Source organism: Vibrio sp. Vb0598, assembly GCF_033338935.1.
GTDB lineage: Bacteria > Pseudomonadota > Gammaproteobacteria > Enterobacterales > Vibrionaceae > Vibrio > Vibrio alginolyticus.
This window is the reverse complement of record NZ_JAWOTP010000002.1, coordinates 330,619-354,653: the sequence shown is the minus strand read 5'-3', so window position 1 is coordinate 354,653 and position 24,035 is coordinate 330,619. Positions and strand designations below refer to the sequence as shown.

Annotated in this window: 22 protein-coding genes; 6 read left to right on the top strand and 16 right to left on the bottom strand. The window is 44.2% G+C overall.

The window, feature by feature from the left end; all coding sequences use genetic code 11:
* Position 1: 1 nt before the first annotated feature.
* The gene (gene tagH, locus R7Q38_RS04055) at positions 2–1,195 is read right to left on the bottom strand and encodes a type VI secretion system-associated FHA domain protein TagH (RefSeq protein WP_053307738.1); all 1,194 of its coding nucleotides are present in this window, start codon (positions 1,193–1,195) and stop codon (positions 2–4) included.
* A gap of 312 nt (positions 1,196–1,507) precedes the next feature.
* On the opposite strand from tagH, the gene R7Q38_RS04050 reads away from it, so the two are divergent.
* The 3 genes from R7Q38_RS04050 (at position 1,508) to R7Q38_RS04040 (ending at position 4,666) form a co-directional block, all read left to right on the top strand.
* On the top strand, positions 1,508–3,658 hold the full coding sequence (locus tag R7Q38_RS04050; protein WP_213893378.1) for a serine/threonine-protein kinase: 2,151 nt from the start codon (positions 1,508–1,510) through the stop codon (positions 3,656–3,658).
* 446 nt (positions 3,659–4,104) lie between these two features.
* On the top strand, positions 4,105–4,440 hold the full coding sequence (locus tag R7Q38_RS04045) for an Hpt domain-containing protein (RefSeq protein ID WP_025767707.1): 336 nt from the start codon (positions 4,105–4,107) through the stop codon (positions 4,438–4,440).
* Positions 4,441–4,474: 34 nt separating this feature from the next.
* A complete protein-coding gene (locus R7Q38_RS04040) occupies positions 4,475–4,666 on the top strand; it encodes a hypothetical protein (protein WP_025767706.1) in 192 nt (63 codons plus the stop codon).
* Between the two features lie 70 nt (positions 4,667–4,736).
* Here R7Q38_RS04040 and R7Q38_RS04035 read toward each other — a convergent pair whose 3' ends face one another.
* From R7Q38_RS04035 to R7Q38_RS04020, 4 genes are all read right to left on the bottom strand, one after another.
* Entirely contained in the window at positions 4,737–5,114 is a 378-nt protein-coding gene (locus R7Q38_RS04035) for an ATP-binding protein (RefSeq protein WP_232462655.1), read from the bottom strand.
* Between the two features lie 64 nt (positions 5,115–5,178).
* Complete coding sequence (locus R7Q38_RS04030) at positions 5,179–6,408, bottom strand: PP2C family protein-serine/threonine phosphatase (RefSeq protein WP_054730367.1); 1,230 nt, start codon at positions 6,406–6,408, stop codon at positions 5,179–5,181.
* A 29-nt stretch (positions 6,409–6,437) separates the two neighbouring features.
* Complete coding sequence (locus R7Q38_RS04025) at positions 6,438–6,698, bottom strand: hypothetical protein (RefSeq protein ID WP_005375908.1); 261 nt, start codon at positions 6,696–6,698, stop codon at positions 6,438–6,440.
* A 220-nt stretch (positions 6,699–6,918) separates the two neighbouring features.
* A complete protein-coding gene (locus R7Q38_RS04020; protein WP_053349944.1) occupies positions 6,919–7,533 on the bottom strand; it encodes a glutathione S-transferase family protein in 615 nt (204 codons plus the stop codon).
* 284 nt (positions 7,534–7,817) lie between these two features.
* Between R7Q38_RS04020 and R7Q38_RS04015 the strand changes: the two genes are divergently transcribed.
* Both R7Q38_RS04015 and R7Q38_RS04010 read left to right on the top strand, forming a co-directional pair.
* The gene (locus R7Q38_RS04015) at positions 7,818–8,393 is read left to right on the top strand and encodes a TetR/AcrR family transcriptional regulator (RefSeq protein WP_005375904.1); all 576 of its coding nucleotides are present in this window, start codon (positions 7,818–7,820) and stop codon (positions 8,391–8,393) included.
* A 1-nt stretch (position 8,394) separates the two neighbouring features.
* The gene (locus R7Q38_RS04010) at positions 8,395–8,799 is read left to right on the top strand and encodes a PPC domain-containing DNA-binding protein (RefSeq protein WP_053349945.1); all 405 of its coding nucleotides are present in this window, start codon (positions 8,395–8,397) and stop codon (positions 8,797–8,799) included.
* A 98-nt stretch (positions 8,800–8,897) separates the two neighbouring features.
* Here R7Q38_RS04010 and nirD read toward each other — a convergent pair whose 3' ends face one another.
* The 11 genes from nirD to R7Q38_RS03955 all read right to left on the bottom strand — a co-directional run bounded on the left by nirD (position 8,898) and on the right by R7Q38_RS03955 (position 22,346).
* A complete protein-coding gene (nirD, locus tag R7Q38_RS04005; RefSeq protein ID WP_053349946.1) occupies positions 8,898–9,233 on the bottom strand; it encodes a nitrite reductase small subunit NirD in 336 nt (111 codons plus the stop codon).
* Positions 9,234–11,753: a nitrite reductase large subunit NirB gene (gene nirB / locus R7Q38_RS04000; protein ID WP_239938851.1), complete on the bottom strand. Its 2,520-nt coding sequence runs from the start codon at positions 11,751–11,753 to the stop codon at positions 9,234–9,236.
* A 10-nt stretch (positions 11,754–11,763) separates the two neighbouring features.
* Entirely contained in the window at positions 11,764–12,600 is an 837-nt protein-coding gene (locus R7Q38_RS03995; protein ID WP_053053060.1) for an ABC transporter ATP-binding protein, read from the bottom strand.
* Between the two features lie 11 nt (positions 12,601–12,611).
* A complete protein-coding gene (locus R7Q38_RS03990; RefSeq protein ID WP_017818740.1) occupies positions 12,612–13,577 on the bottom strand; it encodes an ABC transporter permease in 966 nt (321 codons plus the stop codon).
* Positions 13,578–13,650: 73 nt separating this feature from the next.
* Positions 13,651–15,015, bottom strand: coding sequence for a CmpA/NrtA family ABC transporter substrate-binding protein (locus R7Q38_RS03985; RefSeq protein WP_136976415.1), 1,365 nt, complete (start codon positions 15,013–15,015; stop codon positions 13,651–13,653).
* Between the two features lie 265 nt (positions 15,016–15,280).
* On the bottom strand, positions 15,281–15,862 hold the full coding sequence (locus R7Q38_RS03980) for an ANTAR domain-containing response regulator (RefSeq protein ID WP_012842515.1): 582 nt from the start codon (positions 15,860–15,862) through the stop codon (positions 15,281–15,283).
* Between the two features lie 73 nt (positions 15,863–15,935).
* Entirely contained in the window at positions 15,936–16,853 is a 918-nt protein-coding gene (locus R7Q38_RS03975; protein WP_213910244.1) for a dienelactone hydrolase family protein, read from the bottom strand.
* A 229-nt stretch (positions 16,854–17,082) separates the two neighbouring features.
* Positions 17,083–18,036 (bottom strand): glycosyl transferase family protein, encoded by a 954-nt coding sequence (locus R7Q38_RS03970; protein WP_239938849.1) that lies wholly within the window; start codon positions 18,034–18,036, stop codon positions 17,083–17,085.
* Positions 18,033–18,938: a uroporphyrinogen-III C-methyltransferase gene (gene cobA / locus R7Q38_RS03965; RefSeq protein ID WP_047100962.1), complete on the bottom strand. Its 906-nt coding sequence runs from the start codon at positions 18,936–18,938 to the stop codon at positions 18,033–18,035. Before cobA ends, R7Q38_RS03970 begins: the two co-directional genes overlap by 4 nt.
* A gap of 20 nt (positions 18,939–18,958) precedes the next feature.
* Entirely contained in the window at positions 18,959–21,622 is a 2,664-nt protein-coding gene (locus R7Q38_RS03960; RefSeq protein ID WP_239938847.1) for a nitrate reductase, read from the bottom strand.
* A 289-nt stretch (positions 21,623–21,911) separates the two neighbouring features.
* Entirely contained in the window at positions 21,912–22,346 is a 435-nt protein-coding gene (locus R7Q38_RS03955) for a GNAT family N-acetyltransferase (protein ID WP_005375870.1), read from the bottom strand.
* A 379-nt stretch (positions 22,347–22,725) separates the two neighbouring features.
* On the opposite strand from R7Q38_RS03955, the gene R7Q38_RS03950 reads away from it, so the two are divergent.
* The gene (locus R7Q38_RS03950) at positions 22,726–23,982 is read left to right on the top strand and encodes an aromatic amino acid transport family protein (RefSeq protein WP_065275627.1); all 1,257 of its coding nucleotides are present in this window, start codon (positions 22,726–22,728) and stop codon (positions 23,980–23,982) included.
* The last annotated feature ends 53 nt before the right edge of the window (positions 23,983–24,035 follow it).

The following is a 24,035-nucleotide window of genomic DNA, read 5'->3' as shown; positions in this document are numbered from 1 at the left end:
CCTAGCCTTTGTTTTTTAATGCTAATTCATAGTGCTTAGCGAAGTCTTCTAAATAGAACGGAGACTCTTTATTGATAATATCATCGGATAGCTTTTCATGAATATCCTCAAACCTCTTCCAACTTTGAGCATATTTTCTAGCTGGAATAACCTTATTAATAACCGTGTCTTTCGCTAAAGCATCTGAGTATATAGAAGTAGGTTCAACAAGTGACATAACACTTGAAACCGTACCTTCAACACCTTTCATTAAGGCTTGCTCATGACTTTCGATGTCATTAAATGCTTCTTTAATGGCTGCATTCGGCTTTAAGAAGCTAGCAGTTTGACGGTTATATAAGTTATGAATCGCATCTTCTAAGTTTGCAGAAAACTTTAAAGGGTTATTTTCTGACTTACGAAATGCGGTATGACTAAGTCGATTTGTTTGTTTAAACACTGCTCTGTTATGCAGTGTTTCCATTAAGCCAACTAGCATCAAAGAAAATGACTCCCCCAGTTGTTCAAACCATTCCTCTCGGTTATCGCTGGGAATCATCATTGGATCTATACCCACCCCTCTAACAAAAGCCGCAAGTTCACCCCCATTGGTATCAAAGTTGGGAGTCGATAGGTGCTCTGATTGTCGGTTAACTTTCGGTAAAGTTTCAGATACGGTGCTCTGTTTTTCGGGCTTTGGGATATCAATAAAATCATCGACTAAACCAATATCTAGCTGAAAGTCAGAAGGAACACTTTCGTTTAAGAGTTCACTAGCACTAAGGCCTAGGTCAACAAATTCCTCTTCCGATGGACTTGAGACTACTTCAGGGGGGGCGCTAGAAAGACTTTTACTTGTCTCAAGACTGAATACATCTGTATCTGTTTGAACAGAAACTGAAATTTGATAATCCCCTAAGCTAACCATATCGTCATTGCTTAGTGCTATTTCATTTCCTTGACCCACAGGAGTTACAGCATTATTTACAAAAGTACCATTAGTTGAGAGGTCTTTTATCAAGTATTTGTCACCAAACTTAATCAGTTCTCCGTGGGTTCCGGATACCACTCTTTCAGGATCTGGTAGTGTCCAATCACATTGTTCAGACCTACCAAATGTAACCTTGGCATGTTCATCACTTGATTCAAACACGAACTCACTCTCAATCTCTGGAGTAAATTTGTGAAAACTTGTTATGGTTAAAACCAACTTCATGTAAACCTCGCCAAAGACCTGCTAGATATTATTTTTAATTTTATTATTAACTGCTTTCTTATTAACAGTAAGATTAATAAAAACCTTAATACTGCCATTGAAAATCATGCACGGAATAATGAATCATTTTTTTATCAAAGCAATCACGTATTGTTCAACAATTTTAATTATCCAACCAAGTTCAAATTTTTGACACTTAGACTTTCATCAATAAAAAAACGAATGTTAGTTTGGCCGAGAAATTCTAACATAATGACTTTTCATTGAGCAGAAAGGTATATATTCCCCCATCATTTATACGGAGTTCTTGTGATGGAAGACAGTAATAAAAACAATTCTATAAATAACAAAGAAAGCGGAGATAAAACTAAAATTGTAAAGACTCAAAAACGAGACAATGCAATTAAATCAACCAAACTCACTAATAATGAAACCTCCGTTAAAAATAAAAATGAAACAAATACAAAACTGTCTCAAAAAGAAAACACTCCGTTAGTTAATAAGAAAAAAAACAATAAAGATGACTCATTAAATAATAACAAAGATGTTATTAACGAAAGCTTAATAGGAACGACCGTTAAAAATCGGTATGAAATTGAGTCGGTTATTGGGCATGGTGGGCTTTGCGATGTTTACTTAGCTAAAGATAAGATTCTTGAATCTTCAGGTTCAGAAACACCCTACGTTGCGTTAAAAATATTACAGAAAGAGTTTGCTTCTCAACCAGAGACTGCACGCATGTTAATACGTGAAGCTCAACAAACTCAAAGGTTAAGCCACCCTAATATCATTAGGGTTTTTGATTTTGGTGTTGATGGCGAAATATACTTTTTAGTTATGGAGTATATTAACGGAGAAACATTAGAGAGTTTAATACAGCGTTCTAGGCCCCATGGGCTGAAGTTTAATGCAACTTTATCAATCCTAAATCAGGTACTCGATGCACTCTCATATGCTCACTCTCTTGGTGTAGTGCACGCCGACCTAAAGCCCGCTAATGTGATTTTAACGTCTGAGGGTAACGTTAAGTTGCTTGATTTTGGTGTATCTAAAACTCATCAATTAAAGCAGGATCAATATGCGGCTAAACGTAAATCCGAAAATGTTGAAACGCTTGGTTATACTCCCAACTATGCATCACTCAACCTGTTATCCGGTAAGGAACCGAACTTAAGCGACGATATGTTTGCTCTATTTTGTATTGCTTACGAGTTATTGAGTTGCAAACACCCTTACGCAAGAACTCCAGTTAATGAAGCTCTCAAAAAGAAGATCAAGGTCTCTAAACCAACTAACATGCCTGCATCTAAGTGGCCAATATTTTCAAGCGTATTTTCAACTGGCATTATTCCGAACGAACTGACCCCTGAGCAGTTGAAACGCAAATTGAATATGCGCTATTGGCCTATCGCTAGCGGCGCGGCAGCGAGTATATTATTAGTTAGCGGCATTGTATTTGGTTATCAGCAGCAACAAGAAACCATCACCAATTTGGAAACCGTTATTAGCAAGCAAAATGATCAAATTGCCGGACAAGAGTGGCAGCTTGATACGCCAGCAGAAAAAAGTTTGGCACTGATTGATAGTGAAAAAAGCTTACATCCAGTCGTTAAGGCTGGCTTATTACGCTTACACAAGACCTATATTCTCAGCGAGTTTGAATCTGAAATTGATCAGGTTTTGAATTCTGATGCCAACAACTACCCGAATTATGATGAAATTGAGTCCATACTTGATAAAGCAAAAACCTACTACCCTGACTCACATAAAATAGAAGTTCTTGCCTTAGATATTCATTCAAGCAAGCACTCCACGTTACTTTCGATAGCAAGGCAAATCAACAGTCAACTTGAAAAGTCTCGGTACAGTAAAGAAGATGGCATTAAATCCATCTATGAGCTCAAGGATGAGTTAAATCAGATTCATCAAGGTTATCCTTTCACGCCAAGTTCGTTATCTAGCGATGTTTTCGGTCAGCACCTCACTGAAGCACTCCAAAAGAAAGACGCAGCTGCACTTGTTGCTCTTATTAAGGTTGGGAACACCTTCTTTTCAAACGTAGAAGAGCATCAAGAGAACTTACAGATAAGTAATGCGATGAAAGATGCAGTGCTGGAAATGAAATTATATGAGACAGCGCTAGATTCCAACAGCCCTCTACCGTTTCCAGAAGATGCCGCTAGAATCCTGTTCCAAGAAGAGTTTGAAAACTTTTATTCTCGCCTAGAAAAGGCAAGGACGACAACTCATCTCGATAACTTGGTGAAGGATGTGGATCTGTTCTCGAAAAACTTTCCTATTGGTTTTCAGGATGTTAACGATTTAAGATTCAAAACTGCTGATAAATACTTACGCTTCTCCGATATACTACTTAATAAGCGAAGGACTTCAAGCGCAAGACGCGCTATGAAGAAAGCCAACGAGCTTATGAAGCAAATAGAACAGGACTCTAAGCAAAGCTAGTAATACAAAAGGGACGCGAGTCCCTTTTTTGCCGCAGATTACTTGCCAATATGCAACTAGATTGCTAATTTATACTTGTACTTAATGAGGAGAGTTAGCCTTGACTGAAGGAATAGTCAAAGTTGGCGAACGTCTGGCGTCCGTATGTAACGATAGCCTCAAACTAGGACTGCAAGACACTTACCGACTCGGCGTTTTACGTGGAAACGTCCCCTTTGCTACTTGTGTTAAAAACACGCGAGTTGAAGTTTTTTCATCCCTACATTTCGACCATTGCCGTTTGGATATAAGTCAAAATATCTTTAACAATGACTTTCTTTTTGTAAGTTTATCTCAAGCGACAAGCAAACTATTTCTGCTCAAATACTGGTTATGCCATTCATACCTTCGGCTAAGCCTTCATTATCCGAAACATTCCTCTACCTCAACGTTTAATAGGGGTATACATGATTAATTTTGATGTTCTCAATACATACATGGATAACGACGTAGATCTCATCGTCACTGTTTTTTCTACATACCTTGAAGATCACACGAATGATATAGAGCGTATAGATGAGCTATATGCAAGCAGATGTTGGTCAGAACTCTATCTATTAGCTCATAGTTTAAAGGGCATTCTAGAGAGTTTCGGAGAAGACACCGCGGTCATTGCGTTTCAAAGAATAGAAGAAAAAACCAGAAACGATACAGCGCCAGATAGCTCAGATATAGCTATAGTTACTAAAGAGCTAGCTGCAATTAATCAACAAATCTTCGCTTACTTGAAGAATATGCAATAAAGAAATTCAAGGCTTAACTGGGGGAAATATGGCAATGAATAATAGCAATTTCAGGGAGTTGATTGAGTCTCTCAAAGACCTAACACCAACTCAAAAAAGGTACTTACTTAGCCGTACAAAGATGGCGCTAGATGATGAAAGTAATATGTTAAACATCAGTGATATTCTAACACCAGAAGAGTTGGAGGCGTTACTATCACCAGCACCAACAACGAATACAAAATAACAATGATATACAACGCAACCGTCAGATTAACGCTAGGGACCAAGTGAAGCAAATCGACTTTGCTTGGTTGTTAGTTTCTCTCCCAATTCCTTTTCACGACAACAAACGTATTGTTTTCGAAACCTTTTTCCAATTTAAACAGGTCAGATAATTGAGCGACTAACATCAGTCCGCGACCAGAGGAGGACCAACTATCGTCATCCATTAAGTTAGGTGCCTCAATCTGTTTATTTTTATGTTGGGTGAACGTCTTTTCATTGATCGGCGCTCCGCAATCAGAGACTCTCAGTTCCACGAAACCGGACACTTGGTCATCCCCAACCCTACACTCCACTTCAATTGGCAGGCCTTCTATTTCACTGTAAGAATGAATATAAGCGTTATTCATGAGCTCAACGACACAAAGCTCCAATGATTGAATTGCATTTAAGGGGATTTGATGACCCATCAAAAACCGAACAACGTCTTTGCTCGCACTTCGTGAGTGAGTAAGGGAGCTCCCGTAAGTTCGTTTAAATTCGCTCTTTGACATTCTTTTCCTTAAAATCGAGCCTCTCACCATGCCATTTTACCTGTAAAAGGCTGGCATCATCATCAAACTCATCTTCGTTGTGCCAAGATTGTACTTTTTTAAAGACGTCTCCCACTTGATCTTCAACTGGCAGCGTGCAAACAGCTTTTATACTCGATGCCAATCGTTGTAGTGAAAACATCTCCTCACCCTGCCTCGCTTCAATCAAACCATCCGAATAAAGCCACAATGCATCGCCCTCATCTAGACTAATTTGGTTACCGCTATATTCCATCGGCTGCATTGCACCAACGATAAAGTTATCATCACCTATCTGCTCCATCGTTTTCGTACTCGCTCGCCAAACTAAGATCCTGGGGTGGCCAGCCGTGCAATAGCTAAGTTGCCCTGATTTTGTGTTAAGAATGGCGTAAGCCATAGTAAAGTAAAGTTGACTGTTTCTAGTTTGCTGATAACGCCGATTTAGCCGTTCAATCACAGATGCAGGCTCACTTACGCAATAGCCGTCATCTCTCAACTCCATCGTGATCGAATCAGGCCCCTGACTTTGAGATAGCGTCTGTTGAATAGAAAAAGCCATCAAAGCTGAAGAAATACCATGACCAGAAACATCAAATACATAAAACGCAACATGTTGTTCATCGAGCTCCAAATACCCCAACATATCACCACCAATCTGGGAGCATGGTTTGTAGACATAACTAAACTGTATATTTTGGATAGTTGATTCAGAAGGGAGTAGTTGCTCCATCAGATGACTCGCAGACTGTAGGTCTTGGTGGATTGTTTGATAGGCCGCATCTAGCTCTTTATTTCTCTCAACGAGTTTGTTGTGCAGTTCTAAAGTACGAAACCCCGCACGGATTCTGGCCTGAAGTTCCTCTACAGACGTCTTCTTATCTACGAAATCATCTGCGCCAGCATCAATGCCTTTCACGATCGAACTTTGGTCATTTCTAGAAGACAGTAGAACAAAGAAAATGTAACGTTCGCTAACTTTAGATTTTAATTGGCGACACAATTCAATACCATTAATTCCAGGCATCATTAAATCACTCAGCACAAACTGAATATCAGGGCGGTGGGTTAGCACTTCGAGCGCCGCTCGTCCGTCTTCAACAGCAAGCACTTCATAGCCTTGCTTTTCCAATGCACTGCTGATGTAAAGCAGTACTGTTTTACTGTCATCGACCAAAAGAATGGGTTTCATCTGCCTCCTTAAAGTGGTTGCTATACTGGCTAACGCAAAACACTAGTCACTGACTGCTCATTTCTAAAACGGCTGTAGTCTTCGGCTAATAATTGGTGTTGATATCGAGTGTAAGACAACGCTTCATTAGAAATTAGTATCTGATGCTCTTTTTCGATTAACTGACTTTGCAGCCTTTCAATCTGTTCATTCTGCTGTGTGTAATTGAGGTACAGTGCGAATAGACCAAAAACCGAAACCATTAACAGGGCTATTAGAATATTATTGATAGTTTTCACTTGAATATTCATGACCTCTCCTTGTCTATTATTAGACTTTCCATGATGAAAGAGAGCGTCTACGGACCAAGAGCTCGAGGCTCTAAAACGCAACGAAGCAAATTGAGGTTGTTTTTCCAATTATAGGCGATAGGAGAAAAAATAAGAAAAATCTGAAAAAATTTGAATATCCTGCTGAGTTAAGAACCTGTAAGGTGGTAGCAGCGAGCTATCATCCACTCGCTGCAATACATTAACTCTGAAATGCAGGTCTAGCTAAAATTTGGTTATACCATCGAGCAATGCTTGGCGACGTCGATAGCACATCAATTTCTAGGCCTTTAATTGCGAAACTGATCAAAATAAAGCCTGTTATATCGACGATAGTAAAATGGTCTACGGCGATAAAATCATTATGTTCAAGGCGCTTGTCTAAGACAGGCAGAAATTCGTAGACGCGTTGTTTTGATTCTTCGCCCCATGCTTCAACGCAACGTTCTCTGTCTCCATAAACTCCGGTCATGTTTCGAAACGCCTGAAATGCCGCATTTAGTCCTTGGAACTCCACCACACGATGCCACATTTCCACCTGAGCACGTTCGAGCTGGTTAGCACCAAACAGCGCCAGATCATTTTCAAACGCTTCATCTAGGTAGCGACAAATCGCCACACTTTCACAGATCGTCGTACCATCATCCAGTTCGAGCAAAGGCACTTTGCCGTTCACGCTTTTCGATTTAAACGGTTCAGATAGGTTATCGCCCTCACGAACGTTCAGCGCAATTCGCTCAACCTCGCCACCGATTTCCTTTAGAAAAATGCTAACTCGCTTACAACTTGGAGTCATTGCGGTTTCATAGAGCTTCATTTCACATCCTTTTATCTTTTTCTAACCGATTGGTTAGGATATACTGTAGCCAGTTTATAAACGATCAGTCAAGAACTTCACTATCAAAAATTTTCAAACAGTTGTGGGTCTGTTTGCTGAGCGAGATTTTTGATGCCGTTTGTGAGTTCACATGAATTTGGAGGCTGATACCCAAGGATAGATGGGTATTCATCATATTGGTTCAGTTCGAGCGCTAGAGGTTCTCTGTACCATCCCTCCAAAGCAATTTAATTACCCGATAAGCAGACCCAGGCAGGTAATTTATGGCAAGAAAAGCCAACTTCGACCGAGATGAAAAGCTTCTCGTGGCTATGGATGTGTTTTGGCGCAAGGGCTTTGCGAACACGTCTATCTCGGATCTCACCGACGAGTTGAACATCAACCGCTTCAGTCTTTACAACACCTATGGTGACAAGCAACAGCTCTACTACGAAGCGCTCGATACTTACTTAAAAAAGGTCTCGCTACCGTCACTGAATGATTTGGAAAAAGACGATGCGTCTTTACCTGAGTTGGAATCGTTCCTTAAATCTTTTGCTGAACTGCAACGCAAACGCAACTGTGGGTGTTTTATCCAAAATGCGTTGATTGAGCACGCTGGTGAAGACGATGACGTACTGCGTAAAGGGCATTTTTTGTTTGACCATCTTATCGACATCATTGCGGATGCGCTGACCAATGCGCAAAAAGAAACCTTAGTGCCGAAAACGCTGAAACCAGAAGAGCTCGCTCGTTTTGTTCTCAACAACATGCAAGGTATGCGCGTACTTGGCAAAGCCAAACGTTATGCCGACTTGGATACCGCGCTTTCCTGCTTGCTGGTTTTGATTAGGAAGTGACATGTCGATTGAAGTGATAGCAGTACGTCTTACCAAAGGCATGGACTTAAAGCTGAGCCTAGCGAAATTGGTCGAGCAGCATGGTATCAAAGCAGGCTCGATTGCCTCATGCGTTGGCTGTATCTCTAACCTCAACCTTCGTTTGGCAGGTGCAGAGAGTACGTTAACCAAACAAGAGCCATTTGAAATCGTCTCTGTGATGGGAACACTAACGCCTGAGCATCAGCACGTTCATATCTCGGTGTCTGATCGTGATGGACTAGTTTGCGGTGGGCATTTGCTGGAAGGCACAGTGATTGATACTACCGCAGAATTGATCATCCATTCTTACTCAGAACTTGAGTTCACTAGAGCGATGGACGACTCGACTGGCTATACCGAACTACAAGTGAATCCTTCCAAATAGTAAAAAGCTCCAGAACCATACTGTGGTGTATCTGGAGCTTTATTCGCATGTCTCTCACGCGAAGAATTCACTCATATCGAGCAAGCTAACTTCGGAGATCACTCTTCGACTAAATAACAAACCTGATTATCGTCGACCATTACTTGCCACGTTTTTAGACAGTGCGCATCGTCTTCTAAACACTGCCCGCTCTTTAAACTGAAGTGCTGTTTATACAGTGGTGATGCAACACACATCTCACCATCAATATCACCGACAATCCCTCGACTCATCACATAAGCCTTACCAATTGGATCCCAATCTTGAACGGCGTAAACACCGCTATCAGGAATGTAGAACAACGCGACATGCTCGCCTTCAATCAACACCGTGGCACCGATGAACGGCATTAGGTCATCAAGCTGACACAATTTCACTTTGGTTAAAGCTGCCATTTACACCTCCTGTTTCAATGGAATACGCTGACCGCGCACACGTTGGTACGGCAAGACTTTGCTGCCCGACGAGCTGTTCAAGAAAGGACGGAAGCGTTGCAATTTTTGAGGATTATCTAACGTACTCTTCCACTCACATTGATAGGTATCTACGACTCGTGCCATTTGTTCATCCAAAGAATCACATAGATTCAGAGAGTCATCCAAAATCACTTGTTTAAGGTAATCTAGGCCCCCTTCCATGTTCTCCATCCACACAGACGTGCGCTGCAAGCGATCAGCGGTGCTGACGTAGAACATCAAAACTCGGTCAATCATGATGATCAACTCTGGTTTGGATAAGTCGGATGCAAACAAATCAGCGTGTCTTGGTCTCATGCCGCCATTACCACACACATATAGATTCCAGCCGTTTTCAGTGGCGATCACCCCAATGTCTTTACTTTGCGCTTCTGCACACTCGCGAGTACAGCCCGATACGGCAAACTTAAGCTTATGGGGCGCTCGCAATCCTTTGTAGCGGTTCTCTAACTCAATCGCTAATCCGACCGAGTCATCAACACCATAGCGACACCAAGTAGAACCCACACAAGATTTCACGGTGCGCACCGACTTGCCGTAGGCGTGCCCTGTTTCAAAACCAGCATCAATCAAGGTTTGCCAGATTTCAGGAAGCTGTTCTAACTGCGCGCCAAATAAATCCACGCGTTGACCGCCAGTGATTTTGGTGTATAGATCGTATTGCTGAGCGACTTCGCCTAGCACGATGAGTTTGTCTGGTGTGATTTCGCCACCCGGAACACGAGGCACAATCGAGTAAGAGCCATCTTTTTGTAGGTTCGCCATAAAGGCATCATTAGAGTCTTGCAGAGATTGATGCTGCGGCTCCATGATGTGTTCATTCCACAAAGAAGCAAAAACAGATGCCGCTGTCGGCTTACAGATATCACACCCATGCCCTTTGCCATGCAGTGCAATTAAGGTGTCGAAGTCTTTGATTTGTTCCACTTGGCAAATATGGAACATCTCTTGGCGACTTAACTCAAAGTGCTCACAAAGGTGGTTGTTAACCTCTACCCCCATGGCTGCCAGTTGAGTATCCAATACCGACTTCACCATATTGCTACAGCCACCACAGCCAGTACCGGCTTTGGTGTTCGCTTTAAGGTCCGTAAGGTTGGTGGTGCCAGCTTGAATCTCGGCAACTAAGTCGCCTTTTGTGACGTTGTGACAAGAACAGATGATGGCGCTGTCTGGCATCTCTCCATCAAGCATTCCGGTATCAAACAACAGGTTCGCGGCGTGGTCTGGTAGAACCGTTTTGTTCAAATAACACTGTAAGAGCGCATCGTAGTCACTGTTGTCACCAACGAGAATCGCACCAAGCAGTTGGGTGCCGCTCGCATCAACCACCAGCTTTTTGTAGATGCCTGCAACCGCATCTTGCAACACCATTTCCTGTGCGCCTTCGGTTTGCATTTGTGCATCGCCGATAGACGCCACATCCACCCCAAGTAGCTTGAGCTTGGTGCTCATGTCTGCACCTTTAAAACCTTCGCTCGGCATTCCAGTCAAGACATCGGCAGTGGTTCTCGCCATGGTGTAACCGGGTGCGACTAAACCAAATATCTTCTGCTCCCAAAGGGCACATTCGCCAATCGCATAAATGTTCTCATCGCTGGTTTGGCATTGGTTGTTAATCACTATACCGCCTCGCTCGCCTACTTCTAGCTCAGCCATTTTTGCCAGCTCATCTTGAGGGCGAATCCCTGCGGAAAAGACAATCACATCCACTTCGAGAGGATCTTTGTCTTTAAACACCATGCGATGCTTAGCCGTTTCACCATCGCAGATTCGTTCCGTACCCGTTGAGGTGTGAACGGTTAGCCCTAGCGCCTCAATCTTCTCTTTTAGCACTAAGCCAGCACCATCATCTAACTGTACGGGCATCAGGCGAGGTGCAAACTCAATGACGTGAGTTTCTAGCCCCAACAGTTTGAGTGCGTTTGCCGCTTCTAAACCCAACAAGCCGCCGCCAATCACTGCGCCTGTTCTTGCACCTTCACATGCCTTTTTGATTTGTGAAAGATCATCAAGCGTGCGGTAGACAAACACGTTGTCGCGGTCTTTACCTTCAATTGGCGGCACAAATGGGTACGAACCAGTAGCGAGCACAAGTTGGTCGTAACCCAGCACATCTTCACCATCAAGCAGAATGCGCTTTTGCTCTCTGTCGATACCTGTTACTTGGCTGCCAAGTACGAGTTGGATGCCATGCATGTCGTACCATTCTTGGTTACTCAGCATCAAATCATTATGAGACTTACCCGCAAACAAAGAGGACAACTGTACACGGTCATACGCGATAAAACGCTCTGCACCAATCACGGTAATTCGGTGCTCCAAATGCGCGTTTTTCTGCACTAATTGCTCGACAAGGTGTTGCCCGACCATACCGTTGCCTACCACAACGATGTGGCTCAATGCGTTCTTTACTGGAATCGTTAAAGGACTGTTCATCGCTGCCTCCTTATGCCGTTTGCGCTGCGGTTTTGGGTTTGTCTTCTTTCGAAACAGGAATCTCGACTTTGGATTGCTTCTCGTAAAGAAACTTCAGCACCGCTTGTCGACACTTCTGATACTGCGCATCATCCGCCAGTGCGACACGCTCACGAGGGCGAGGTAGATTCACTTCTAACACTTCACCAATGGTTGCTGCCGGTCCGTTAGTCATCATCACGATTTTGTCGGATAGCAGCACGGCTTCATCCACGTCGTGGGTAATCATGATGACAGTGTTGTTTAGCTCGGCTTGAATCTTCATCAGTGCATCCTGCAAATGCGCACGTGTTAACGCATCCAACGCACCAAATGGCTCATCCATCAGCAGAACCTTTGGTTGAAGTGCCAGTGCTCTCGCGATGCCGACTCGCTGCTTCATACCGCCCGAGATTTCATCCGGCTTTTTGTGCGCAGCATGCTGCATTTGAATCAACTCCAAATAGTGATTCACTTGCTCCTGAATCCACGCTTTGCCCTTTTTGCCGGCAATTTGTTTTACAGCTAGCTCAACGTTTTGATATACGGTGAGCCAAGGTAACAATGAATGGTTTTGGAACACCACTGCGCGGTCAGGTCCCGGTCCAGCTACTTCTCGCCCATCGACTATTACGCCGCCGTCTGTTGGCATGTGCAGCCCTGCGACTAAGTTCAATACCGTTGATTTACCACAGCCAGAGTGACCAATTAGGGATACAAACTCGCCTTTATTGATTTGTAAATCGACGTTCTTAAGCGCGATGAACTCGCCATCTGGCGTTGGGAATCGCATCCCTAAACGCGTTAGATCTAATAATGCTTTTTCCATGATCTTTTCCCTTATCTCAACGCTTGTTGTTTATTCCAAGACAGCCACTTTTGAAGTTGCAACATGCCTCTATCGAGCATCAAACCGATAAAACCAATGGTGATGACAGCCACCATGATGCGCCCCAATGACGCTGAACTGCCGTTCTGGAACTCATCCCAAACAAATTTGCCTAACCCTGGGTTCTGCGCGAGCATTTCTGCCGCAATCAATACCATCCAAGCGATACCTAAAGAGAGACGTAAACCAGTGAAGATCATTGGAATGGCAGAAGGTAAAACGATGGTGCGTATATGCTGCCACCACGAAAGTTGAAGCACTTTACTCACGTTGATTAAGTCTTTATCAACGCTCGTTACACCCACGGCGGTATTAATCAGCGTCGGCCATAAGCTACACAGCGCCACTGTGATCAGAGAGTTAATGAACGACTTAGCAAACATCGGGTCATCACTCACATAAGTGGCACTTACAACCATAGTGACGATAGGCAGCCAAGCCAAAGGTGATACGGGCTTGAGCAATTGAATGATTGGGTTGAACGCTTGATACAGCCCTTGATTAAGACCAAGCACGATGCCAAGCGGAATCGCAATAACCGTCGCCAACAGAAAGCCTGCAGTCACAGTCACTAAGCTTGTTATGATTTGGTCGAAGAACGTCGGTTTACCAGTGTAAGGACGAATCTTTACTTCGGCGTCTGGATTTTCGGCTAACTTTGCAGCATTGCGCTTTTCCTGACGCTCGATAAACGCTTGTTCCTTTTCTCGCTCTTGCCAATGGTCATCGACAAGGTTGCTAAACTGCTGAAAAGTTTGCACTGGTCCCGGTAGCGTACCTAATGAAGTTTGCACTTCTCTCGCCGCTAAGTGCCACATTGCCAAGAAGATCAGCAAACCAATGACGGGCAAAAGCACCAACCTACTTCGGTTCACTACCTGCTTAGCAGGAAAAAGGGAAATGACATTACTAGACATACTCACTCCTAAGAAATTTACATCCTTGTTGCCACAAGCGAATCCCCCTCGCCTGTGGCGTTTATCGTTATGGTTAAACTTTGTCTTTTCCTTTAAGCCCGATAGAGAACTTCTCTAGATATTTATTTGGCTCACGACCGTCATAAACGATGTTGTCGATAAAGTGTGTTTGTGGCGCACGGAAACCATCTTCAGCACTGAAATCTGGGAAGTCTTTTTTGCTCAACACACCATCTTCAATCAGTGCTTGAGCCGCTTGTTGGTAAATGTCCGGACGGTAAACCTCTTTTGCGACATCCATGTACCAATCATCGGATTTCTCGCTTGAGATTTGTCCCCAACGGCGCATTTGGGTCAGGTACCAAATCGCATCGCTGTAATACGGATAAGTGGCGTTATGACGGAAGAACACGTTGAAGTCTGGCACGTCTCGTTTGTCGCCTTTCTCGTATTCAAATGTGCCGGTCATTGAGTTGGCGATAACTTCAGCATCGGCTCCAACGTATTCGCTTTTTGATAGCATCTTCACTGCGTCTTGGCGGTTGGCATTGTCGTTTTCATCCAACCAATGTGCCGCTCGAATCAAGGCTTTCACTACGCGAATGTGCGTGTTTGGATACTTCTCAGCCCAAGCTTTGGAAACACCAAACACTTTCTCTGGGTTGTTCTTCCAGATCTCGTAATCGGTCACAACTGGCGTACCAATGCCTTTAAACACAGCTTGTTGGTTCCATGGTTCGCCAACGCAGTACCCTTTGATCGTGCCCGCTTCCATTGTTGCTGGCATTTGTGGTGGCGGTGTAACACTCAAAAGAACGTCAGCATCCAACTGACCACTGTTATCGCCTGAGTCTGGCGCGTAAAAACCTGGGTGAATCCCACCTGCCGCTAGCCAATATCGCAATTCATAGTTGTGCGTCGATACAGGGAACACCATACCCATGTTGAACGGTTTGCCTTTATCCAGATAGCTGTCGACCACAGGCTTCAGTGCATCCGCTTTGATTGGGTGAACAGGTTTGCCATCTGGTTGTTTTGGAATGTATTGCTTCATCTGCTCCCAAGTATCATTGGAAACCGTGATTGCGTTGCCGTTCAAATCCATACTGAACGCAGTAATCACTTCTGCTTTTGTGCCAACACCAATCGTTGCGCCCAATGGCTGACCAGCAAGCATGTGCGCACCGGCAAGTTCACCGTCGATGACTCGGTCTAGAAGCACCTTCCAGTTTGCTTGAGCTTCTAAAGTGACGTACAAGCCTTCGTCTTCAAAAAAGCCTTTCTCATAAGCAACCGCAAGCGGTGCCATATCGGTTAACTTAATAAAACCAAACTTCAGATCTTCAATTTCTGGCTCACCCAACTCTGCCTTTACACTGACCGCGGTGAATACCGATAACGAAATTGCTGACACTTTCAGCATCGAACTCCATTTCATTGGTTTGCTCCCATAAAAAAAGCGCCACTACTCCGAAGAGCAGTAGCGCCGTTGCTAAGTCTACAATTACCGCCGTTGATAATTGAGATAAGCGATTCAACAATAAACCCAATTCTTCTAATCCAATTACTGTGCCAACTTATTTTTCACAGTAAATACAATAAGTTAGTATATCTTGCCGTTTGTTATTCCCTGTTATTGCTTGCTGATAGTGCAACACGCACCACGTTAGAAAACGCACTCTAACCCCAAAGTGGTAGAGCAACTAATCAAGCACCTCCAAAGTAGTTATCAAATTCTTGGCAACTTGTGCGAGCGTTTGGCTCGATTGCATGGCTGAATTTCTAAGTGCTTTATAAGCCTGTTCTTCATCAACGCTGTGCATCTTCATCAGCAGACCTTTGGCTTTTTCCACCAGCTTGCGCTCTTCAATCTTATGGGTCAGCGATTCAATTTCCGATTGCATACTTTCGAATTTCGCTCTCACTAGTGTCGCATGTTCAATCCAAGGTTGAAGTGCAAACTCACTATCATGTGGCATGAGAACATAGTCCATTTTTTCTGATAACCGATTGATATCATTGGATGATAACTGCTTTAAGACAATAAGAAGTGGTGCCGATTTTCTGCGGCAGAAATCGACTATCAAACGCAGTTCTGCCGTCGGCTGCTGCCATCCGACTACAACGCTTGCCGACGGTTCTCGCTGCATCAGCGTTTCTAATTGTGCCAATTGGCAGCCGATGATGTTGTCGTAATCTTTGCTCAATAAGCCGGACAATCGAGCCTGCTCTTGGAGGCTATCACAACATACTATGATGGGTGTTTTTGACGTTGATTGAGTCATGCACATTCCTTGTTTATATCTCACTCACTAAGAGAGACATAACAAGGAATGTGCCAACTAAAGTAGACGCGTTTTAACTAGAGGCGAGATGTTCTTTGAAGAAGCCGAGTGTGCGCTCCCAAGCGAGTGCTGCTTCTTCCGGTGCGTAGCGTGCTGTTGAGTCGTTATGGAAGCCGTGGTTGACGTTCTCATACATTAACGCTTGATACTGTGCGTCGGTTGCGATCAATTGCTGCTCATAAGCAGGCCATGTGTCGTTAACACGCTTATCGAGCCCTGCAAAGTGAATCATCAACGGTCCTTTGACTTGCTTTTGGATCTCTTGCGCCGCTGGTGTTCCATAGAAAGGCACACCTGCGTCGAGCTCTTCTGGCATTACCGCGGCAAGCATGTTGACAATGTATCCACCGAAGCAGAATCCAACCGCGCCCAATTTACCGTTACCACCCTCGTATTGCTTAAGGAAGTTAGCCGCTGCAATAAAGTCTTGTTCGATCTTGGCTCTGTCCATCTCTTTCTGCATGGCGCGCCCCTCATCATCGTTCCCCGGATAGCCGCCGAGTGGATAAAGCGCGTCTGGAGCGAAAGCAATAAAGCCATCTTTTGCAAGTCGTCTAGCGACATCTTTGATATAAGGGTTCAGACCTCGGTTTTCATGGATCACCAACACAGTCGGTGATTTTAAGGTCTTCTTCTGTGGCATCACCAAATAACCACGCCCTTCTCCATGCCCATTTGGAGATGGAAAGGTTTCGTAAGTTGCTTTGATGTCAGGATCGTTAAATGAAACTTGTTCTGCGAGTGCATAATTCGGGGTTAACGCGTCGACCAGTGCTGTCATGCTAAAGCCAAGCACAGCAAGGCCACCCAGCCTATTTAGAAACTCACGGCGCGAGATTTTTCCGTGGGCGTATTCGTCGTACCAATCGAAGGCTTCTTGCGGGATCGGATGAGAAGTCTTTTCACTAGGAGTGGTATGCTTTAGAACCATTATCCATGTCCTCTGTGTCTTACCATATGGGATTTTCTCATTCTCAAAAGCGCAGCGAGAAACGAACGCGATTGAGGCTAAAACTGCGGTTTCACCACTCTGATACGGAGCAAGGTGGTGAAACACATCATTGGCGAGCTAGGATCTTTTACCTTCTTCAAACAATAGATAATGGATTCAGATTCAACAACTTTGCGTCGTTGGTTTTACATTAATTGACAATAGTGCGTTATTGCTGGCCACAATAGGCTTGCCAGTAGGAGAAGGCGCGTTCGAATGCTTTTTCCCTGTCGTGCATTTGTGCAAATAGCACCACTGTCATGGTGGCAAGAACCGTATTTGCCATTTGGTTCATGTCATCTTCTGACGTCCCAAACGGGCAGTTCACAGGCATTGGCACCTCAGACAGCATTTGCTCCGTCCAGTAGTGCGATGTCACGCCGCTTGTTTGGCTTAGCCATACCGTTTGGCTTACTTTCGGGTTGTATTCTGACTCACCCGATTGTCCTTTGAATGACACAACGGCATGAGCGGTTTGACCGATCTCGTATTCGACTTCAGCATGAAGTTGTTGGAACCCAGGATGGAAGCTACCACGAATACCAACCGTCGCCTGCCCCGGATTCAATGCTCGAACCACGGTATTAATCGGCGTTCTAAGCCCATAACGATTCTTCCAACCGATCATGGTTTCTGCTTGAGGAGCAAACGCACTGAGCGGCAGATACACAATGTTTTGTATTTCTAATACACGCTTTGCGTCTTCTGCTGATTCCGCTTTCGTAATAGCAAATTTGTCGAGGTAGTCTTCAGCGTGTAAACGACCAGATTGACGGTCGTGATAGCCGTGCATCAGCACTTTGTGGCCATTATCGGCAAGGATCTTCGCTGCCAACAGGTGCCAAGGCTGCCCTGCCGCTTCACGTTTGCCTGCATAACATGGCCAGTCAATGTCTGCACCAATAGCTGGCATGCGGGATTGGAATGCTTTCACAAAGCCAGCGATTTCTTGTTGAGTTTCGTTCTGTACACGGATCAGCATCAATAGCATTGCCATCTGATCGTCGTCGCACTCACCGTTTAGGTATTCATCCATAACTCGAAACGCTTGGTCAAAGTTCAGTGGTTTTCTACCACGTTCGCCACGACCCACTGTTCTAATACATTCCAAAATGCTGCTCATATTCCCTCGTATTCCGTCACTGACTGTACGGTTTCTATTAGTTGTTCGCGCAGTTTGACAACTTCTCCCATCACAATCAATGCTGGGCTCACGCCTTTAAGTGTAATCGATAAATCATTGAGCTGATTGAGTTGTGTAACATGCACTTGTTGTTGAGGGCTGCAACCATGAGTGATGATCGCGACTGGGAAATCCTCTCTCAAACCGGAGTTGATTAAACCCGTTTGTATTTGAGATGACTTTTCTAACCCCATATAGAAGACTAACGTTTGTCCGCTTTGCATCAGTTGGCTCCACGCTTCAAATGCGCCTGTTACTACTTGCCCCGTCACAAAGGTAACGCTACGAGCAACGCCACGATGAGTCAGCGGAATCAAGCTGTTTGCTGAACATCCAATCGCAGCAGTAATACCGGGGATGACTTCGTACGCGATTGAGTGTTTGACGAGTGCTAACGCCTCTTCACCTCCACGGCCGAATACAAAAGGATCTCCCCCTTTTAAGCGTACAACTCGCTTTCCTTGTTGAGCGAGCGATACCATCAAGTCACAAATTTCTTCCTGACCAATACTAGGTTGTCCGCATCTTTTGCCCACGTAAATCCAATCGGCTTGTGGCGAAGCCAACTCCAAAATATCTTTGTTAACCAAACGGTCGTACAACAGTACCTCTGCCGACATAATCGCTTTCACTGCCTTCACCGTTAATAAGTCAGGATCGTGCGGCCCTGCTCCAACAATCGAGACAAAACCTTTGTGGTTCGCATCTAGATCTACTGAATGGTCTTCTAAAAGTTGGTTCAGTTTGCTTGCTTGGTCATGCTTAGAAAAGCGAGACGAGCGTTCTTGTTTCTGACTCGCTTGTCCTTTCTTAAACCAAGACTTTTGATAAGGCGCTTCCATGTGCTTATCCTCTTTGTGACTTACTTTATTTGAATAGCCAGACTTTGCTGGTTCGCTTGCTGTTTGCCCTTTTGATGCTGATGGCTGTCGACCATTTGTTTGATTTGAGAAACGCACGAACCACAGTTAGTGCCGCATTTGAGTTTGTTTTGAAGTTGAGTCAGTGAAGTGCAGTCTTGTTTCTCCATCGCGTCATGTATTTGTTTATCAGTGACACGGAAACAACTACAAACCAGTTTGGCACTGCTTTGCGATTGAGTGATGGTAAGCAGTTGCGATAGCTCCATCGGTTTGCCAATCAAGCCGGTAAAGTTGGTGTAGTCGGTTTGAATCGGTTCACTAGACACCACCAAAACAGAGCGAATGATACGAACGTCTCCAACAAGGTCGTAATCCACTGCTAGCCAACCTTGGGCAATATCTATCGTAATTCTGCGGCTCTTTTCCGTTCGACAAAAACTCTGCTTCTTTGGTCGCTTATCGTGTGCAAAGCGCCAAATACCCAAATTGCTTTCTGCTTGAAATGCGCTGTAAAGAAATTTACCGGAATCAAACTGTGTACCGATGAACATACCGTAGGTTTTTACCGCCGCATCTTGCACTTCAACATAAGATGACTTAAACGCAGGTTGCCCAGAAATAGGGTCTTTTGCGCTGTTTACTATCGCGTTAACACTGCTTTCACCGCCATATCGACCTGCCCAGTGCATTGACATAAACAGCTCCTGAAAACCCAAACCTTCATCAATGGCAACTTTGGCATAAATACTGGTGTTTGAAGTAGGCTGGAACAGCTTGGTGAGCTGTCCTGCTTTTAAGCGATTTTGAGTGGCAGAGAGCGTGTTCATGTACACGGTTGGTTCTAACTCTGAGGCGGCAAGGTGGGCGATATGCCCTGTGCGCGTCATGGTATGCCATTGGTCACGTTGCCTGCCCGTATTGAGCCACCAGCCTTTTGTTCTTTCTAAGCGCGTTGGAGATTCACTGGTCACGACAAAACGCGCTTTTCCATCTGGGTGTGAATAGACGCCATCAGCAAAAGGGCGCTCTCCTCCCCATTGTGTCGGCACCCACTCTTCGTATTCTTGCTCGGTTAAGTTGGCGTATTGAGAAAGATCTAGCTTCAATGGCGAATCTGCATTCATGCCTGTCATCGCGGCATATTCCCTGAATACCGCCCGCTCAGAAGTAAACGCAAAGCCATTTTGTGTCTTTTCCAATGCACACAGAGCTTGCCCAACTTGGCTTATCGCCCACCAATCTGATTTTGCTTCACCCGGAGGCATTTGAAACTGACGCTGCCTTGAAAGTCGACGCTCAGAGTTGGTCACCATGCCTTGCTTCTCACCCCAACCAGCGGCGGGCAGCAACAGGTCCGCGTAATGCGCGACATCCGAATCCGCTGTGATATCGGAAACAATCACAAACGGACAAATCTCTAGTGCTCGTTTTACCAATTGGTTATCTGGTAAAGAGACAACGGGATTGGTTGCCATGATCCACAGAACTTTAATCTCACCACGTTCTACCGCCTCAAACAGCTCAACGGCTTTTAAACCGGGCTGAGTGGCAATTTCTGGTGAATCCCAAAACGCCTGCACTTGCTTGATAGACTCTGCGTCAAAAGCGCGATGAACCGCTAATTGATTTGCCAAACCACCGACTTCTCGTCCGCCCATCGCATTCGGCTGACCTGTAATAGAAAACGGCCCGCAACCTGACTTGGCAATTTTGCCTGACGCCAAATGTGCATTAATAATGGCATTGCCTTTATCGACACCATTTTCGGCTTGGTTAACTCCTTGGCAAAACAGAGTGATTGCGGTTGGGCTTTGCGCAAACCAATGGAAGAATGTCGTGAGTTTTTCTTCTGAAATGCCAATGGAAGACGTTAGATTAGTGACATCGTAACGTGAGTCAGAGACTTCTTCTTTAAGTGTATCAAACCCGTCGGTATAGGAATTTATGTATTCAGAATCAATGCATTGCTGCTCAATAAGAAACTTAAGCAACCCATTAAAAAGTGATACATCCCCATCGTTTTTAATCGGTAGATGCAAATCCGCTTGCTGTGCAGTGACCGTTTCACGCGGGTCAATGACCACCAGCTTGAGGTTAGGATTGTTTTCTCTCGCTTGTTGAATACGTCGGAATAAAACAGGATGCGTCCAAGCGGTATTAGCACCGCAAATTATCAAGAGCTCAGTCTTATCAATATCGTCGTAATTGACGGGGACGACATCTTCACCAAATGCTCGTACATGAGCCGCAACCGCCGAAGACATACACAAACGGGAGTTAGTATCGATGTTTGCGCTGCCAACATAGCCTTTCATGAGTTTGTTGGCGACGTAATAGTCTTCCGTCAACAACTGACCAGAAACATACATAGCGACGGAATCAGGTCCAAACTCCGCTTTCGCTTGATGAATCTTTTCTGCAATTAGATCCGTGGCTTGTTGCCATTGTACTTCTTGCCCTTGAGGTCGCTGCTTGGTGACAAGCTTTGGATACAGCAAACGCGAAGGCATATTCAAGCTCTCTGCCAACGCGATGCCCTTTACGCACAGTGATCCCGCATTTGCAGGATGACACGTATCCCCAACGATTCCTTTCGCATTGACCTCGACACCACATCCAACACCACAATAGGGACAAGTGGTTTTTTTACATCCTTGCGACATTCCGCCCCCTGATTCTTTCCTTAGAATGACGAGCTACAAGCGAAAAAAAACCTCTCCCGAAACGAGAGAGGCTGCATTGCCTATAAAAGCTCAAAAAAGTAATACCCTATCCGCTTAACCGCCTGCTAAGGGAAAGCGGCGCATCGAGTTAACGATGAACGTTTATGTAAAGCAAGTGAGGTGCCAAGATTAAAAACCCTTAATATACAAAAGGTTAGCATAAAACCAATTATAGCAACGCAATGCTACGCACTGATTGTGTGCAAATTTCGGTCATTATCGTGCAGTATTACTTTACTAATTCCATAACTAACCTGGATTCTTCGTCACCAAAATAATGCGCTTCTTCTTCTAACGTTTTAAAGCCAAGGGAGAGGTATAAAGACAATGCAGGTTGGTTCTTAGGATCGACAGTCAATTTCACGCTTGAGCCTAACGTCAACGGCGCAATAACGTTTTCTAGGAGGGAACGCGCAATACCTTTACCTCTATGTTGAATATCGACGGCCAATGACATGATCCAATATTGATGTGCATTTGTGCTAGTCGTTAGCAATATATACCCTGCGACCTGCTCTCCCTCTTTTGCTACCAGTAAGCTCTCTCCCCAACAATCAAAAGCTTGCCGAAAGAAAAATTGAGGATAGGCGTGTTCTCCAAATAAAGTATTTTCGAGCTTATATATGGCAAATAAGTCCTCTTTTTGCGCAGACAAGATGTCCATTCAATGACTCCTTCTTTAACATGAATGGCAGCAGTATACCTAAATCTCATCTAAATGACGGGACACAAACATCTCAATTAAGTGCTTAAGAAATGTAATATTCTTCCTGAAAATTAGGCCTAACTCACTTAGAACATACATCCGTGATTAAGTTTTAACCGCAAAATCAAAAACCACACAAGATGAAAATTTCAACACATACAACCATTGAACGTATTAAATTTAAGAACTTTATTCTGGTTAATTGAAAAATTCATAGTTGGATAATTTACAACCACCCCAAATTCACAGCATTATTCACCAAGCTTCGCGTGTGATAATAAACACTAAAACCTTTACCATTTTCAGCATTATTATTTTTATAAAAGCGAGTTTTAAAGTGAAAGAATCTCGAAATGCCTTAAATCCTAGTGAAATAAACACAACCACAGCTTGGTCAAAACATGATACACATTGGGTTCTTAGCCTATTTGGAACAGCCGTTGGCGCAGGCATCCTGTTTCTGCCAATTAACCTTGGGATTGGTGGTTTTTGGCCTTTAGTCGCGATGGCAGTACTTGCTTTTCCAATGACCTATCTTGCGCACCGTGGCTTAGCTCGTTTTGTACTATCTTCTAAGATCAAAAACGCAGACTTCACTGATGTAGTGGAAGAGCACTTCGGCGCAAAAGCAGGCCGTTCTATTTCACTGCTGTATTTTCTTTCGATCTTCCCGATCCTGTTGATATATGGTGTTGGAATAACAAACACAGTAGATAGCTTCATGGTAAATCAGGCTGATATGGCTTCTTTACCTAGACCTTTGCTTTCTGGCGTACTAGTGTTTGCACTAATTGCTATTATGATGGCGGGTGAAAAAGTAATGCTACGGGCCTTTGCCATTATGGTGTTCCCACTTGTTGCCATTCTTGCCTTTCTATCATTTTACTTAATACCGAACTGGACCATGCCTGTCATGGATGTGCCAGAAGCGTCAGCTTTTGCTAGCACTATGTGGTTAGCAGTTCCTGTAGTGATTTTCTCGTTTAGTCACGCAGCTGCAATTTCAAGCTTTGCAAATGTACAACGTCGCCATTACGGTAAGCAGGCAGATGCCAAATCCGAAGTTATTCTTCGTCGCACTAGCATCATGCTGATTGCCTTTGTTCTTATTTTTGTATTTTCCTGTGTGCTAACACTGTCACCTGAACAATTGGCTCAAGCAAAAGAACAAAACGTATCCGTATTGTCTTACTTAGCGAACGCAACCGATAATCCATTTATTGCAACACTTGGTCCTTTAGTAGCGTTTGTTGCTATCACTTCATCTTTCCTTGGGCATTTTTTAGGTGCGCGTGAAAGCTTAAATGGTTTAATTACCAAGCATTTTAACCTATCTGAGAAGCGTGTTGATCGTATCAGCGTGGCAGCACTGTTCTTCTCAATCTGGGCGGCGGCGATCATGAACCCAAGTATTCTTGGTATGATGGAAGCATTGTCAGGGCCTGTTATTGCAATGATCTTATTTATTATGCCAATGTTAGCGGTGTATAAAATCGAGGCGATGAAACAATATCGAGGAAATATCTCTACTTACTTTGTTCTAGCAGCAGGCATTGTGGCGGTAAGTGCATTGATTTTTAGCTTCTTCAGCTAATAACTAAAGACTAGCTTGGATTTTCAGGGGAATACCTTACACAAGGTTAAGGT